Annotated in this window: 13 protein-coding genes; 10 read left to right on the plus strand and 3 right to left on the minus strand. The window is 67.4% G+C overall.

Annotated features, from left to right (window positions below; genetic code table 11):
• Positions 1-389: 389 nt before the first annotated feature.
• From ligA to KDJ86_RS15330, 4 genes are all read left to right on the plus strand, one after another.
• Entirely contained in the window at positions 390-2,549 is a 2,160-nt protein-coding gene (ligA, locus tag KDJ86_RS15315) for an NAD-dependent DNA ligase LigA (protein ID WP_291747671.1), read from the plus strand.
• Positions 2,546-3,094, plus strand: a complete 549-nt coding sequence (locus KDJ86_RS15320; RefSeq protein ID WP_291747674.1) for a hypothetical protein — start codon at positions 2,546-2,548, stop codon at positions 3,092-3,094. The genes ligA and KDJ86_RS15320 overlap by 4 nt, the downstream gene beginning before the upstream one ends.
• 257 nt (positions 3,095-3,351) lie before the next feature.
• Entirely contained in the window at positions 3,352-6,042 is a 2,691-nt protein-coding gene (locus tag KDJ86_RS15325; protein ID WP_291747677.1) for a PQQ-dependent sugar dehydrogenase, read from the plus strand.
• 187 nt (positions 6,043-6,229) lie between these two features.
• The gene (locus KDJ86_RS15330; protein ID WP_291747680.1) at positions 6,230-7,462 is read left to right on the plus strand and encodes a hypothetical protein; all 1,233 of its coding nucleotides are present in this window, start codon (positions 6,230-6,232) and stop codon (positions 7,460-7,462) included.
• A gap of 23 nt (positions 7,463-7,485) precedes the next feature.
• Here the strand turns inward: KDJ86_RS15330 and KDJ86_RS15335 are convergent, their stop codons facing one another.
• Positions 7,486-9,306 (minus strand): aminopeptidase P family protein, encoded by a 1,821-nt coding sequence (locus KDJ86_RS15335; RefSeq protein WP_291747682.1) that lies wholly within the window; start codon positions 9,304-9,306, stop codon positions 7,486-7,488.
• A 216-nt stretch (positions 9,307-9,522) separates the two neighbouring features.
• Between KDJ86_RS15335 and KDJ86_RS15340 the strand changes: the two genes are divergently transcribed.
• Positions 9,523-9,735 carry a hypothetical protein gene (locus KDJ86_RS15340; RefSeq protein WP_291747685.1) on the plus strand — a complete coding sequence of 71 codons (213 nt, stop codon included), beginning with the start codon at positions 9,523-9,525 and terminating at the stop codon, positions 9,733-9,735.
• A 196-nt stretch (positions 9,736-9,931) separates the two neighbouring features.
• Here KDJ86_RS15340 and KDJ86_RS15345 read toward each other — a convergent pair whose 3' ends face one another.
• On the minus strand, positions 9,932-10,816 hold the full coding sequence (locus KDJ86_RS15345; RefSeq protein ID WP_291747688.1) for a 50S ribosomal protein L11 methyltransferase: 885 nt from the start codon (positions 10,814-10,816) through the stop codon (positions 9,932-9,934).
• A 554-nt stretch (positions 10,817-11,370) separates the two neighbouring features.
• On the opposite strand from KDJ86_RS15345, the gene KDJ86_RS15350 reads away from it, so the two are divergent.
• From KDJ86_RS15350 to KDJ86_RS15370, 5 genes are all read left to right on the plus strand, one after another.
• Positions 11,371-11,814 (plus strand): hypothetical protein, encoded by a 444-nt coding sequence (locus KDJ86_RS15350; RefSeq protein ID WP_291747690.1) that lies wholly within the window; start codon positions 11,371-11,373, stop codon positions 11,812-11,814.
• Between the two features lie 128 nt (positions 11,815-11,942).
• The gene (locus KDJ86_RS15355) at positions 11,943-12,377 is read left to right on the plus strand and encodes a hypothetical protein (protein ID WP_291747691.1); all 435 of its coding nucleotides are present in this window, start codon (positions 11,943-11,945) and stop codon (positions 12,375-12,377) included.
• Positions 12,378-12,471: 94 nt separating this feature from the next.
• A complete protein-coding gene (locus KDJ86_RS15360) occupies positions 12,472-12,939 on the plus strand; it encodes a hypothetical protein (protein ID WP_291747694.1) in 468 nt (155 codons plus the stop codon).
• A gap of 207 nt (positions 12,940-13,146) precedes the next feature.
• The gene (locus KDJ86_RS15365) at positions 13,147-13,320 is read left to right on the plus strand and encodes a hypothetical protein (RefSeq protein ID WP_291747697.1); all 174 of its coding nucleotides are present in this window, start codon (positions 13,147-13,149) and stop codon (positions 13,318-13,320) included.
• Positions 13,321-13,332: 12 nt separating this feature from the next.
• A complete protein-coding gene (locus tag KDJ86_RS15370) occupies positions 13,333-13,503 on the plus strand; it encodes a hypothetical protein (RefSeq protein ID WP_291747700.1) in 171 nt (56 codons plus the stop codon).
• 28 nt (positions 13,504-13,531) lie between these two features.
• On the opposite strand, the gene KDJ86_RS15375 is transcribed toward KDJ86_RS15370, so the two are convergent.
• Positions 13,532-14,952: ATP-dependent helicase (locus KDJ86_RS15375; RefSeq protein WP_291747703.1), on the minus strand; the 1,421-nt coding region annotated here is incomplete at its 5' end.

Below are 14,952 nucleotides of genomic sequence, written 5' to 3' on the forward strand. Positions count from 1 at the left end.
CACCCTCGGGTCGAGCCCGAGGGCATGCCTCAGGATGACGGGGTTTTTGCTTTCGCGACCCAGGAAGTGGGCCCGGTAAACGATGCCGGCGCGGAACGGGGCGCGGCGGTGCATCTCATGGGGAACGGACCGTTTACTGGTTCCCCTTCCCTCGCACCCTTCGGGTGCTCGCCGGGGATGACAGGGGGGCGGTGGTGTCGCCGGGGATGACAGGAGAGGCGGTGGCGTCGCCGGGGATGACAGGCGGGGCAGTGGCGTCGCTGGGGATGACAGGGGGGGGCGGTGGCGTCGCCGGGGATGACAGGAGGGGAGCGGAACCTCGAAGGACGCAGGGCCCGAATCTGGCCTACAATCGCGACAGAATCGAAGACCGAAACAGCCGACACGCCATGGCGAAGCCGAAACCCGTCGACGACCTGACCGAAGCCGAAGCGGCGGAAGAGCTCGCCCGCCTCGCGGTCGACATCGCCGACGCCGACAAGCTCTACTATCAGGAAGACGCGCCGAAGCTGACCGACGCGGCCTATGACGCGCTGCGCCAGCGGAACGCCGCGATCGAGGCGCGCTTCCCGGCGCTGAAGCGGGCCGACAGCCCGAGCGAAAAGGTCGGCGCGGCGCCGACCGGCCGCTTCGGGGAGGTGCGCCATGCGGTGCCGATGCTGTCGCTGGACAATGCCTTCGACGATGACGACGTCCGCGATTTCGTCACCCAGATGCACCGCTTTCTTGGCCGCCCGGACGACGAGCCGATCACGCTGACCGCCGAACCCAAGATCGACGGGCTGTCGATGAACCTCCGTTACGAGGAGGGGAAGCTGGTGCTCGGCGCGACGCGCGGTGACGGTGTGTCGGGCGAGGACGTCACCGCCAACGTTCGCACCATCCGCGACATTCCTCAAACGCTGCCGAAGGGCGCGCCGGCGATCGCCGAGGTGAGGGGCGAGATCTACCTCCGCAAGGACGATTTCGCGGCCCTGAACCAAGCGCAGGAGAAGGCGGGCAAACCGCTCTACGTCAATCCGCGCAACACGGCGGCCGGCTCGCTCCGCCAGAAGGACGCCAAGGTGACGGCGTCGCGGCCGCTCCGCTTCTTTGCCTATGCCTGGGGCGAGATGAGCGACATGCCGGCCGATACCCAGACGGGCATGGTGAAAGTGTTCGAGGACTGGGGCTTTCCGGTGAACCCGCTGACCAAGCGTTGTCAGGACGTCGACGGGGCGCTCGCCGTCTATCGCGAGATCGAGGCGCAGCGGGCGAGCCTCGACTACGACATCGACGGCGTCGTCTACAAGGTCGACTCGCTCGCGCTGCAGGAGCGGCTCGGCTTCCGTACCCGCTCGCCCCGCTGGGCGATCGCCCACAAGTTCCCGGCCGAGAAGGCGACGACAGTGCTCGAGGCGATCGATATCCAGGTCGGCCGCACCGGTGCGCTGACGCCGGTGGCGCGGCTGAGGCCGGTCACGGTCGGCGGGGTGGTCGTCGAGAATGCGACGCTCCACAACGAGGATTACATCCGCGGCTTCGGCCGCGACGGGTCGGTCCTGCGCGAGGACGATAAGGGCGAGCCGGTCGACATCCGGGTCGGCGACACGGTGACCGTGCAGCGGGCGGGGGACGTGATCCCGCAGGTGCTCGGCGTCGACCTGGCGCTGCGGCCGGCGGACGCCAAGCCGTTCGAATTCCCGGCAATCTGTCCCTGCCCGCTGAAGACGGCGGTGGTGCGCGAGGAGACGGCGAGCGGCTCGGAAGGAATCGTCCGCCGCTGCTCGGGCGAATTCGCCTGCCCCTTCCAGCGCAAGGAGCACCTTCGCCATTTCGTCTCGCGCCGGGCCTTCGATATCGACGGACTCGGCGAGAAGCAGATCGAATTCTTCTACGACAACGCGGACCTGCCGGTCCAGGCGCCGGCCGACATCTTCACGCTTGCCGCGCGCGATGCGCAGAACCTCAAGAAGCTCAAGGATCGCGAGGGCTTCGGCACGGTTTCGGTGCGCAACCTCTTCGCGGCGATCGAGGCGCGGCGCACGATCCCGCTGGAGCGCTTCCTCAACGCGCTCGGCATCCGCCATGTCGGGGAGACGACGGCGCGGGTGCTGGCGCGCGCCTACGGGTCGTGGGACGCCTTCCATGACGCGGCACTGAAGGTGGCCGAGGGCGACGAGGCGGCGCTCAAGGACATGGACAACATCGACCAGATCGGACCGACCGTCGTCGAGGCGATCGCGCGCTATTTCGGCGAACCACATAACCGGGCGCTGGTCGAGGCACTGACCGCCGAGATGGAAGCGATCACCGATGCCGAGCAGGCGGCGACCGATTCGCCCGTCGCCGGCAAGACGATCGTCTTCACCGGATCGCTGGAAAAGATGACGCGCGACGAGGCCAAGGCGATGGCCGAGCGGCTCGGCGCCAAGGTGTCGGGCTCGGTATCGAAGAAGACCGACCTGGTCGTCGCCGGGCCGGGGGCGGGCTCCAAGCTCAAGGATGCCGGGAAGCACGGGGTCGAGGTGATCGACGAGGACGGCTGGTTCGCGCTGATCAGCGAATGAGCCGCGATTCCCGTTCCCTGTCGGACATGCCGCCGCTGGTTGCCGCGCAGCGGGAGATGCGCCCGCATGAGCGGCTGATCTGGGCCGATCGGCCGACGCGCGGCAGCATCTTTCGCGAAACCGCGCGCGGCGCGCTGACCGGCCTCGGCTTCTCCGCCTTCGCCGCCTTCTGGTCGGGCGCGGCCTATGTCCTCGCGGGCAGCGCCGGGCCGCCTTTCTCCTTCATGCCCTATATCGGGCTCCTGTTCTTCGCCTTCGGGCTGATGATGGTGATCGGTGCGCTGCAGCGGTTCCGGGTGCTGCGGTCACAGCTCTATGTGCTTTCGCGGGAGCGATTCCTCGTCGTCTCCGACCGGCCGGCCTACCGGGTGCATTCCCATGACCTCGCCAGCATCACCGGCGTCGGGCGGCAGGTGCGCCGTGGCGGTAGCGGCACGCTGACCCTGACGCTCGGCGGCGGGCATCGCGCGAAGTTCGCCGGCGTGCCGGAGATCGAGCGGGTGGCGACCGAGATCGAAAGGATGCGGCGGAAGACCGGCGACTAGGGGTCGCCATTGTCTGGTGCGACACCCGGCCGGGTTCTCCCGGAAATCGTCTGTCCATGGCGGGCTGCCAGGGCGCATCCGGGCTCCGCGGGGCGTCGGCGCCCGGCCGCGCTAACCTTAAGAATTAGTATTAATAATATAGATTAATTCGAATTGTCATAAATATTCTATTAATTTTCCCCCTGCCTCGGACTTATCATCATCGAGAGGGACTCAAGGAATACGCGACTTTTCCCGTCGCGCATGAGGTTTTAATCATGACTGGTACGGTGTTTCTTGGAGCGACCGAATACAGCGTTCGCGAGGGCGAACCGTATGTGACGGTAACCTTTCAGCGGACGGGCGATAACTCCGGGGCGGTCCAGGTCAACTACGCAACCAGCGCGGGAACCGCAACCCAAGGCGTCGACTATCCGGGCAGCAGCGGCATCGCGACGATTGCCGCCGGCGCCAACAGCGTCACGGTCCATCTGCCGATCAACGACGATAATCTCGCCGAGGCGACGGAGACCTTCGGACTGTCGATCATCGGCATCGACAGCGGAACGCTTCTCTACCCGCGGACGGCGAATATCTCCATCCTCGACGACGAGACACCGGTCTCGGCGCCGGTCCAGCCGGACCTGACATCGCCCTATACGGTCACGACCACGGACGTCCTGACCGGGCTCAACCAGCCGATGAATATCGAATGGCTGCCGGGCGGCGGCTCGAAGGCGCTGCTCGCCGAGAAGATCGGGGTGATCAAGGTCGTCGACACCGCGACCGGCACAACCGATTCGGTGCTCCTCGATATCAGCGACGAGGTGAATTCCGCCCACGATCGCGGCCTGATGGATATCGCCCTCCATCCCGACCTGGAGAACAACCCCTATCTCTACGCCTTCTATGTCGTCGATCCGCCGGAGACGGCGACCGCGACCGGCCTCGCGGCCGCCGACGAGACGGGCAACCGCTACGCCTATGTCGTCCGATACGAACTCGACATGTCGGGATCGACCCCGAAAATCGTCGACGGCAGCAAGACGATCCTCGTCGGCGGCGCCGGCCAGTCGCTTTCGGACATCTCGGGCGGCGGCGCCCTCGACTTCACCAATCCCGCCCATAGCGGCGCCATCGCCTCGGATGTCGATCCGAATACCGGCCTCTACAAGCAGGACTATATCAAGGTCGATTCCGTGACCCATGCCGGCGGCGCGCTGGCCTTCGGGCCCGACGGCGCGCTCTATATCGGGATCGGCGACGGCACCTCCTTCGACTATGCCGATCCCCGGTCGGCCGGCGTCCAGGACCTGGACAGCCTCTCCGGAAAGATCCTGCGGATCGATCCGATCACCGGCGACGGCCTCGCCGACAACCCCTTCGCCGATCCCAGCGACCTGTCCAGCAATGCGTCGATGGTCTGGCAGCTCGGGCTGCGCAATCCCTATTCGATGACCTTCGCCGATGACGGCCGGCTGTTCATCAGCGAGACCGGCTGGTACAGCCACGAGGAGATCAACACCGGCGACCCCGGCGCCAATTTCGGCTGGCCGTATTTCGAGGGGGACGAGGGTGGCGCACTGATCAAGGCGCCCGGCTACCAGGACGAGCCCGGCGCATCCGACTTCTACGACCTGGTGGCCAGCGGCGCCATCACGATCACCGCGGCCTACCAGTCCTTCTCGCACCTCAGCGCCGATCCCGGCTTCCAGGTCAGCGCGATCGTCGGCACCAGCGACATCTACACCGGCACGCAATATCCGGCCGAATTCCTCAACGACTATTTCTTCACCGACATCGTCGACGGCGAGATCTACGCGATCGACATCAACGACCGGACCCAGGCGCAATTCGTCACCGATATCGGCGCCTATGGCCCGGTCAGCTTCTCCCAGGGGCCGGACGGCTACCTCTATCTCGCCGACCTCGTGAACGGGCGGCTGATCAGGCTGAACATATCCGTTACGCCGCCGTCCACGCCGTCGACGCCGACGGTCTCGACGCCGACGCCGCCGGAGACGCTCTACACCAACACCTCCAAGAACCAGGTGATCACCGCAACCCACGCCAACGACGTCTTCGTGGTGGGGGCGAAGTCGGCCGGATTCGAGCTCGGGCCGAGCGACACCGGAAACGGCTTCATCCTGTGGAAGGGCGACAGCTACGACGTCCTCTACGGCTTCGAGGCGCTCCGCTTCACGGACACCACCGTCAAGCTGTCGGGGCAGAAGGGGCCTGTCTACCAGGACATCCCGTCCGTCATCCAGCATCTCGAGGGCAAGACCGCCGGCGACACCTTCGTGATCTCCGGGCCGTCGTCGGCCTATGCCTGGGAGCCGACCAAGGACGGCGCCGGCGTGGTGATCTGGACGGTCTCCGGCGCCGACAAGACCTACGACATTCTCGAAGGCTTCGAGACCATCAAGTTCAGCGACATGACCCTCGACCTCGACACCGTGGGGGTCACCATCCACGGGACCAACAAGAGCGACAGGATCGACGCGAAACACGCGCCCAAGGGGGAGGAGAAGCCGACCGACGCCAACGACATGATCTTCGGTGCCGGCAAGAACGACAAGATCCGGGCACGCGGCGGCGACGACATCATCCACGGCGGGACGGGCAACGACAAGGCCTGGGGCGGCAGCGGCGACGATCTCCTTTCCGGCGGCAAGGGCAACAACAAGCTGATCGGCGGCGCCGGCGCCGACAGCTTCATGTTCGATTCCGGGCTGACCAAGTCGTTCAACAAGGTGAAGGACTTCGACAGCGCCGAGGGCGACAAGGTGCTGCTGGCCAGCTACATATACGACCACCCGCGACTGAAGGATGGCGAGCTCTCGGCCGCCGATTTCAACAAGCTCTTCGATTACAAGAAGAACGGCGTGCTGAAATACGACGGCGAAACGATCGCCAAATTCGCAGGCCACCCGGATCTCCATTTCGACGATTTCATACTGACCTGACGGTCCCGGCCGGAGCCGCGCCGCGGTTGGCCCGCCGAAGCCACCGGCCTGTGGCTCGAAGCCAGGCGCAGGCCGGCGCCAGGGCCGTTTCGTTGCAACGCGGCACCGGCGGGGTGACGGCGGTCACATCTCCGCCACGCATCTTCGGATAGTGAGGGCCGCCATCCTGGCCAAGGGAGTCCCGACCATGCGCGCATTCGTACGTGTCGTTTCCATGCTGGGCGGCGCAGCCTGCCTCGCGGCCGGCCCGGCCTTCGCCGACGAGGCGGCGAACGAGGCCGCCGTAGCCCATCTCGAAGCGGGGACGCTCGCCGCGGGCGAAGCCGAGCTGGCATCCGTGCTGGAAGCGGACCCGGCCAACGACGATGCCCGGATGGGCCTCGGCACCATCCGTTTCGTCAAGGCGATCGAGACGCTTTCGCAGGGGCTCTACCGCTACGGCCTGCAGCCGCCCCAGTCGATGATGATGCCGATCGTCCGCCTGCCGGTGCCGGTCAATCCGAATCCGGAGCCGATCGCCTATGCCGATTTCCGCGGACTGCTCGACAGCTTCGTCTCGGATATCGCGGCCGCCGAGGCGACGCTCGACGGCGTCGGCGATTCCGGCGTCAAGCTGAGGCTCGACCTGACCAAATTGCGCTACGACGCGAACGGCGACGGCACCGTTACCGACGACGAACGCTTCGTCTCGGTCATCCAGCGGGTCACCGGCTTCCGGGAGGAGGACATGCCGCCGACCCTGGTCTTCGCCTTCGACAAGGGCGACGCGCTGTGGCTGCGGGGCTATTGCAACGTGATCATGGCATTCGGCGACTTCTGGCTCGCCCATGACTGGCACGAGAGCTTCGACGTCGCCTTCCCGCATTTCTTCCCGAAGGTGGAGTCGGACTTCGCCAAGGCGCTTGCCGGCCCCGGCGGGGACCCGATGTACCAGGAGGCGGCACCCTTCGCCGACTTCATCTCCTTCTTCCACATCCGTTGGCCGGTCACCGAGCCGGAGCGGATGGCGGCGGCCCGCCAGCACATCAAGGCGATGATCGCGCTCAGCCGCGAGAGCTGGACGGCAATCGAGGCGGAAACCGACGACGACCGCGAGTGGCTGCCGAACCCGAACCAGACCAGCCCCTTCGCCAGCGTCCAGGTAGATGCCGGGCGGATCGCCGCATGGCGGGCGGTGCTCGACCAGGCCGAACTCGTCATCGACGGCAAGAAGCTCGTGCCGCACTGGCGCTTCGACAAGGGCTTCAACCTCGCCCGCGTGTTCGAGGAGCCGCAGGCCTTCGACCTGGTGCTGTGGCTCACCGGCCCGGCGGCCTTGCCCTATCTCGAGGACGGGCCGGTGACGACCACCCAGGACTGGGAGGCGATGGTCGGGGCTTTCGAGGGTTCCTTCGGCGTCTCGGCGATCTGGTATAACTGATCGATCCGCTCCGGGCTCCGCGCTCAGGCCGAGGGAGTCCGGAGCGGCAAGGTCGCCGCCACGAGCCATTCTTTCTCGGTGTCATCGAGAAGGCGGCCGAGGAGGGGAGCGAGGCGCGCGTGATAGGCGTCGACCCAGGCGATCTCGGCGGGGCTCAGCAGATCGCTGTCGATGAGGCGGCGGTCGATCGGGCACCAGCTCAGCGTCTCGAAGCCGAGCATCGCGCGCTCGCCGTCCGGAATTTCGGCCGGTGGGGTGACGAGGACGAGGTTCTCGATGCGAATGCCGTAGGCGCCGGTCTTGTAGAAGCCCGGCTCGTCGGAAAGGATCATGCCCGGCTCGAGCGGCGCCTCGCCGCGCTTCGAGATGCTCACCGGTCCCTCATGGACGGAGAGGAAGGAACCGATGCCGTGGCCGGTTCCGTGGTCGAAGTCGAGGCCGGCCTCCCATAACGGGCGGCGCGCGAAGGCGTCGAGCTGGATGCCGGTGGTGCCGGCGGGAAAACGGGCGCTCGCCACCGCGATATGGCCCTTGAGCACGCGGGTGAAGCGGTCGCGCATCCCGGCGCTCGGGGCACCGATGGCGACGGTGCGGGTGATGTCGGTGGTGCCGTCACGATACTGGGCGCCGGAATCGACAAGGTAGAGCGAGCCGGGCTCGAGCGTCCGGTTGGTCTCGGGCGACACCCGGTAGTGGACGATGGCGCCGTTCGGCCCGGCGCCGGAAATGGTGTCGAAGGAGAGGTCGACCAGCTCCGAACCGTCGGCCTTCGCGGTCTCGGCGCGGAGGGCGGCGAGGCGCCCGGCCGCCGTGATCTCGTCGATCCCCGCTTCGGCGTTGGCGTCGAGCCAGGCGAGGAAGCGGACCATCGCGGCGCCGTCGCGGATATGGGCGCGGCGCGAGCCGGCGATCTCGGTCTCGTTCTTGCGCGCCTTGGGAAGCGATGCCGGATCGGCGCCTTCGACGATCGTGCCGCCGGCTCCGATGACCAGCTTGGCGACGGCTTCGGCTGTCATCCGCGGCTCGACGAGGACCGCGGCCTTGTCGCGACCGAGCTTCGCCAGGGCATCGGGAAGCCGGGCCGGCTCGCTGATCACGGCAAGCCCGGACAGCGCGTCGCGCACCGCGTTGGAGAGCTTGCGGCCGTCGATGAACAACGACGGCTTGCCGCTGCGCGGCAGGATCGCCCAGGCCAGCGCGACCGGGTTATGGGCGATGTCCGAGCCCCGGAGGTTGAAGGTCCAGGCGATCGAATCCGCCTGGCCGAGCACCGCCGCGTCGGCCTTCCTGTCTGCCACCATCTGCTGAAGGCGGGTGATCTTGTCGTCAGCGGCCTCGCCGGCGAGCGACACCGGATGAAGCGACACGGCACCGGTCGGCGGCTCCGGCCGGTCGGTCCACACCTGGTCGACGAGGTTGCAGGCAACGGGCACGAATTCGGCGCCCGCCCCGGCGCAGGCGGCCGCCAGACGGCGTACCTCCGCGACGGTCATCAGCCACGGATCATAGCCGATGCGGTCGCCGGCATGGACATGCTCGGCAAGCCAGCGTGCCGGCGGCATCTCGACCAGATGCTGCGGCGCGAACAGCGCCCCGTCGACCTCGGCCACGACCTGCAGCGTGTAGCGGCCGTCGACGAAGACCGCCGCCGCGTCGGCGAGGACGATCGCGGTGCCGGCCGAGCCGGTGAAGCCGGTCAGCCAGGCAAGCCGCTCGGCCGAGGCCGGCAGGTATTCGCTCTGGTGCTCGTCGGCATGGGGGATGATGAAGCCCGCCAGGCCCTCGCGCGCCATTTCGGCACGCAGCGCGGCGAGGCGGCCACGGTGGTCATCTGCTTCTGACATGTGACCTTTCTATGGGCGGCGCCGCGCTGGTTCAAACGAAAAGCGTAGCGCGGCAAGGCTCTTGGACTGCCTGATTCCTGTGCATTGCAAAATTATGACGTTGCGGTGCAAAAACCGCATATCAGTCATGCGCTTGGGCCGGGTTTTCGACATCCGGGGCGAGGCGTATCTCGAGTCTCGGAGGGCAGGCAATACGGATTCGAGAAGGATTTGGCCATGGCCACCATCATAGGCGAGACTGGCGGACGGGCGGTAGCGGGGCGCGGTGTGGCGCGCCGCGTGCTTGGACGGATGCTGACGGCGCGCGAGGAGCGGGCCCGGCAAACCGTCAAAGCCTATCTGCTCGGCCTTGACGACGCGACGCTCGCGACTTTCGGCTACGACCGCAAGGCACTCGAGGACGCGGGGCAGGGACGCTTCCCGCTCTGACCCGGCGCGGGTTGGTCCCGGTCGGACGGACCCGTCATCCCCCGAATACGCGCACGGCTCCTGGGCACCTCGGTGTCCAGGTCCTGTCGCAAGGTCATCGACGTTTCGGGCGACGGTATCAGCGACCAGGCGGCGGGGATGACCTCAAGAACGGTTCCGCCGACGACAGGCTGGTCGGCGTCAAGCAGCGGGACACCTAGGCGGAACGGGCCCGCGCGAGGGTCAGCGTGACCCAGCCCTCGCGGATATCCGACCGGACGAGACGCAGCGCTTGCGCCCTGTAGGCGGCGGCAACGCGGTTCCGCTGGTGTTCGAGAAGGCCGGAGAGGATCAGGGTGCCAGCCGGGGCGAGCCGCCTGCGCAGCGCCGGCGCGAGGGCGACCAGGGGGCCGGCGAGGATATTGGCGACCACCAGGTCGAAGCCGCCGGGGACGGCGAATTCCCTACGATCGACGCCTGCCGCGCAAACCGTTCGCAACCATGGCGCGGCGCCATTGAGGCGCGCGTTGCCGGCCGCGATGCGTATCGCAAGCGGGTCGATGTCGCTTGCCAGCACCGGCGTCTTCAGGCGCATGGCGATGGCGATCGCCAGCACCGCGGAGCCGGTGCCGACATCGAGCGCGCGGCGGATGCGGCGCGTCTTCGCCACCCGGTCGATCGCGGCAAGACAGCCGGCGGTGGTGCCATGGTGGCCGGTGCCGAAGGCCTGGGCGGCCTCGATCTCGATCGACAGGTCATTGCCGCGGACGATGGCGCGGTCGTGCCTGCCATGGACCAGGAAGCGGCCGACGCGAACCGGCGCGAGGCCTTCGAGGCTCTTCGCCACCCAGTCCGTTTCCCGCAGCGGCGCGAAGGCGATCGCGGCCTTTTTCCGACCGAGCGTCGCGGCGGCCAGCGCTTCGAGCGCGGCGCGTTCCGGCCGGGTCGGCTCGTCGGGGAAATAGACCGTCAGCCGCCAGCGAGCCGGCGCCACCTCCGTCGCGTCGACGGTATGGGCCGCGAAGCGATCATCATCGCCGAGGGCGTCCGCCAGTCGCATGGCGTCGGCCTCGGACACGGGCAGGCTGGCGGTCCAGGTCATGAGGCGTCTTTCGTCAAGGGCGTGATGCGGGGTCGGGTGTCTTCTATTGGCGTGCCCGGGAGAGTCCAGCGATATCGTCCCCGCGTCTTGCGCCGGCGCGGCCGCGAATACCCGCGAAAACCACACGATATTGCCGAATTCGAGACTTCATTCCGACATGTGCCTGTGCCAAAGTGATGCTGACCGCGAGGAGGGCGAAACGAGATCCGGGCACGGTCCGGCGTCTCATGACAATCGCGGGGTTGGACGTGACCGCACGGGTTTGGCCGGATGACACCGGCGCCTGGTTTGCTTTGGGGGGAGGCGCCATCGGCGCCGGGACGGACGCCGGGTGCCGCGACATGCGTCGTTCGCAGGCGGTGATCGCCGACAGGCGCACACACCTTTCCCGGACCAGCATCCTGCACCATCGCATCAGTGACGGCCGGCTCACGGCCGGGGCCGCGTGACCGCGAGCCGTCCCGTCACGGCAGGCGATTCGCGCCTGCCCGCCGGTCCGGACGGGGCGCGGATCGGCCGGTTCATCGATATCGGAGATAACGAGGAGGGCTTACATGAAAGGACGTGTGATTTCCCTGACCGCCGGTGCCGCCATGGTTCTGTCGGCCGCCGGTGCCGCCGTCGCACAGGACGTGCCGGTCAAGCCGCTGACCAGCGCGGAACTCAGCGAGCAGCAGGGGCAGGTGACGCTCGCCAGCGGACTGATCGCGCTCGGCCGCGCGGAGAAGGATCCGATGATGCTGATCGTCGGGGCGAAGGTCCTGGCCGAAAGCGGTCTCATCGTCGTCGATCCGGTTTCCGACGACGAGGAAACCGTCTTCTACGACATTGCCGGCATCCTCGACGAAGCCAGGAAGCTGGCCGGCGACAACCAGGAACTCCTCGATGCAATCGCCAGGGTACCGGCCGATCCGCCGGAACGCGGACAGCGCTATTGCGCCTGGGATTACGAGTGCAATTCGATCGATTGCGGATGGATCTATTCCTGCGGCTACTAGGCCGCGCATTTCCAGGTTTCCGTCGGCATGGCCGCCATGACGACGCACCCGTTCCATTGCCACCGGTTGCCGCGTGGTTCGGGGAAACACCTCCCGCGGCAACCGATCAGAGCCAAAAGGAAACAGGCATGAACAGACGAGTCCTTTCCCTTGCCGTCGGGGCGATCGCCTTGGCGGCGCTGACCGGCGCCGGCCACGCGCAGGACGCGAAGCCGATGACGGCGCAGCAGGCCGAGAAGGCGAAGATCGCCAGCGGGGTCATCGCCGTCGGTCGCGCCGACCAGGATCCGATGATGCTGATTGTCGGCGCCAAGCTCCTCGCCGATGTCGGTGCCGGCGGCGAGAAGCCGGCATCGGCCGGCTCGAGCAAGGCCTTCGACGTCTCCCAGATTCTCGACGAAGCCAAGGCGCTTGCCGGCGACAACCAGTATCTGCTCGACGAGATCGCCACCCTGTCGAGCCGGCCGGAGCGCAGCGGCGAGCGCTACTGCAACTGGTACACCAATTGCGGCTACGACGTCACCGATCCCTTCGCCTGCGAAGAGGTCTATGTCTGCAACTAGGCCGTCGCCGAGACCGGGGGGCATTGGCCCGGCCGATGCCCCCCATCCGTGACGTCGTCCCGCTGTCATCCGGATCTGATCACGAGGTAATTGCATGAAGAGACACCTGATTTCCCTCGCCGCCGGTGCGCTCGCCCTGGCGGCGCTGACCGGCGCCGGCGCCGCCCAGGACCTGACCACGGCGCAGCTTGCCGAGCAGCAGAGCAAGGTCAAGATCGCCTCCGGCGTCATCGCCCTCGGCCGGGTGGAGAAGGACCCGATGATGCTGGTCGTCGGCGCGCGGATCCTCTCCGAACTCGACCTTCCGGTCGCCGATCCGGCATCGGAAGCGAAGGGCGCCAGCAAGGCCTACGACGTCGCCCGAATCCTCGCCGAGGCGAAGGCGCTTGCCGGCGACCAGCAGTATCTGCTCGATGCCATCGCGGCCGTTTCGGCCGAGCGGGCCGAGCGAGCCGAAGCGGCCGAGGGGGACGAGCGCGGCGAACGCTATTGCGGCTGGGACTATGACTGCCTGGGCTCGGGCACCTACGAGTGCTCCTGGGTCTATTCCTGCGACTGGTAGACCCGCCTCCCGCCAGGCCAGCCGCGGGCGGGATTGCGCCCGCGGGGGAAGCCGGCGGCGCGCGATACCGATACGAGGGGGGGAGGGATGTCCTCCCCCTTCGCGCATTCGCGCCTTCTCCCGGGTGTGACCGGCCTCACAGCGCGGCGGGCGCCGCGGTGCCATTATCCCTCCATCGGGATCATGTGAATCGGATGGAGACCCTCCATGGACCGCATTCGGACAAACCCGCGGCGTGACGACGGGGCCAGCGAATTCGATCGCTACCGCTCGATGGCCGAGGAACTTCGCGCCAAGGCGATGGCGAATCTCCTCGGTTCCGCGCGAGTCGTCGTCTTCAACGGCGCCCGCGCGCCTCTCAACCGCAACCCCGCCGGCTGAAGGAGCCCGACGATGAACGCCAACCAGCGTCTCGGCCGCAATCCCGACGGCACCACCAATCCCGGCTTCCGCTACGAGCAGCCGCGCGCCAGCCAATGGTCGGCCGTATTCGACCGCTCCCGGATGGGCTTCGCCTCGGCGATCGCGGCGCTGATCGACCCGGACCTCGCCCCGCGCCGCTGAGGCGGGGCGTCGCGACCGGCTTCCGCCGTCAATGCCGCTCGACGAAGGAGTCGAGCACCCGCTTGCGGCCGGCCTTGTCGAAATCGATGGTCAGCTTGTTGCCGTCGATCGTGGCGATGTGGCCATAGCCGAATTTCTGGTGGAAGACGCGCTCGCCCTTCTCGTATTGCGACATGCCGCCGATGACGCTCTTGGCGACCAGCTCGCCCTCGAGGAAGCGCTGCTTCGAACGGGGGCCCGAGAAGTTGCCATAGCCGCCCTGGCTCGCCTCCTCGAAGCCGCCGCCGGCGCGGTTCTTCCGGGCGCGTTGCCACCCCGGCGTCGAGTAGGTGTTCTGGAACGGGTCACGGGTATCGAAGCGGCTCTCGCCGTATGAGCCCATGCCATAGCCGCCATAGGAAGAGGTCTCCTCGACCACGTCGACATGGGCCTCGGGCAGCTCGTCGAGGAAGCGCGAGGGCACCGAGGTCTGCCACAGGCCGTGGATGCGACGGTTGGAGGCGAAGCGGAGATAGGCGCGCTTGCGCGCCCGGGTGATGCCGACATAGGCGAGGCGGCGCTCCTCCTCGAGGCCGACGCGGCCGTTCTCGTCGAGCGTCCGCTGGGAAGGGAAGAGGCCTTCCTCCCAGCCGGGCAGGAAGACGGTGTCGAATTCCAGCCCCTTGGCCGAATGCAGCGTCATGATCGAGACCGCGTCGGAGGAGGCTTCCGAGTCGGTATCCATGACCAGCGCGATATGCTCCAGGAAGCCGGCCATCGACTCGAATTCCTCCATCGAGCGGACCAGCTCCTTGAGGTTCTCCAGCCGCCCCGGCGCGTCGGCCGAGCGGTCGGCCTGCCACATCTCGGTATAGCCGGATTCCTCGAGGATAATCTCGGCGAGCTCGGTATGGGGCAGGTGGTCGAGCTGCAAGCGCCAGCGATCGAAGCTCGCCAGCAGGTCGCCGAGCGCGGTGCGGGCGCGGGCGTTGATCTCGTCGGTGCCGATCATCTCGGCCGCAGCTTCGGTCAGCGGCACGCCCTTCGCCCGGGCGCGGTCGTGGAGGATGCGGACGGTAGTATCGCCGATGCCGCGGCGCGGGGTGTTGACGATCCGCTCGAAGGCGAGGTCGTCGGCGGCTTGCGCGACGACGCGGAAATAGGCGAGCGCATCGCGGATCTCGGCGCGCTCGTAGAAGCGCGGGCCGCCGATGACGCGGTAATTCAGCCCGAGCGTCACGAAGCGATCCTCGAAGGAGCGCATCTGGAAGGAGGCGCGGACGAGGATGGCAATCTCGTTGAGCGAATGGCCCTGGCGCTGGAGCTGCTCGATCTCCTCGCCGATGGCGCGGGCCTCCTCCTCCGAATCCCAGGAGGAGGCGACCGAGACCTTCGCCGCCTCGTCGTCGACCGCGTCGGTGAACAGCGTCTTGCCGAGGCGGCTCTCGTTATGGGCGATGAGGTGGGAGG

The organism is Bauldia sp., assembly GCF_020442045.1.
Classification (GTDB): domain Bacteria; phylum Pseudomonadota; class Alphaproteobacteria; order Rhizobiales; family Kaistiaceae; genus Bauldia.

What these genes read in the sequence shown, in the direction of transcription:
- ligA (WP_291747671.1), top strand. Translation starts at nt 390, where the DNA reads ATGGCGAAGCCGAAACCCGTCGACGACCTGACCGAAGCCGAAGCGGCG.
- KDJ86_RS15320 (WP_291747674.1), top strand. Translation starts at nt 2,546, where the DNA reads ATGAGCCGCGATTCCCGTTCCCTGTCGGACATGCCGCCGCTGGTTGCC.
- KDJ86_RS15325 (WP_291747677.1), top strand. Translation starts at nt 3,352, where the DNA reads ATGACTGGTACGGTGTTTCTTGGAGCGACCGAATACAGCGTTCGCGAG.
- KDJ86_RS15330 (WP_291747680.1), top strand. Translation starts at nt 6,230, where the DNA reads ATGCGCGCATTCGTACGTGTCGTTTCCATGCTGGGCGGCGCAGCCTGC.
- KDJ86_RS15335 (WP_291747682.1), bottom strand. Translation starts at nt 9,306, where the DNA reads ATGTCAGAAGCAGATGACCACCGTGGCCGCCTCGCCGCGCTGCGTGCC.
- KDJ86_RS15340 (WP_291747685.1), top strand. Translation starts at nt 9,523, where the DNA reads ATGGCCACCATCATAGGCGAGACTGGCGGACGGGCGGTAGCGGGGCGC.
- KDJ86_RS15345 (WP_291747688.1), bottom strand. Translation starts at nt 10,816, where the DNA reads ATGACCTGGACCGCCAGCCTGCCCGTGTCCGAGGCCGACGCCATGCGA.
- KDJ86_RS15350 (WP_291747690.1), top strand. Translation starts at nt 11,371, where the DNA reads ATGAAAGGACGTGTGATTTCCCTGACCGCCGGTGCCGCCATGGTTCTG.
- KDJ86_RS15355 (WP_291747691.1), top strand. Translation starts at nt 11,943, where the DNA reads ATGAACAGACGAGTCCTTTCCCTTGCCGTCGGGGCGATCGCCTTGGCG.
- KDJ86_RS15360 (WP_291747694.1), top strand. Translation starts at nt 12,472, where the DNA reads ATGAAGAGACACCTGATTTCCCTCGCCGCCGGTGCGCTCGCCCTGGCG.
- KDJ86_RS15365 (WP_291747697.1), top strand. Translation starts at nt 13,147, where the DNA reads ATGGACCGCATTCGGACAAACCCGCGGCGTGACGACGGGGCCAGCGAA.
- KDJ86_RS15370 (WP_291747700.1), top strand. Translation starts at nt 13,333, where the DNA reads ATGAACGCCAACCAGCGTCTCGGCCGCAATCCCGACGGCACCACCAAT.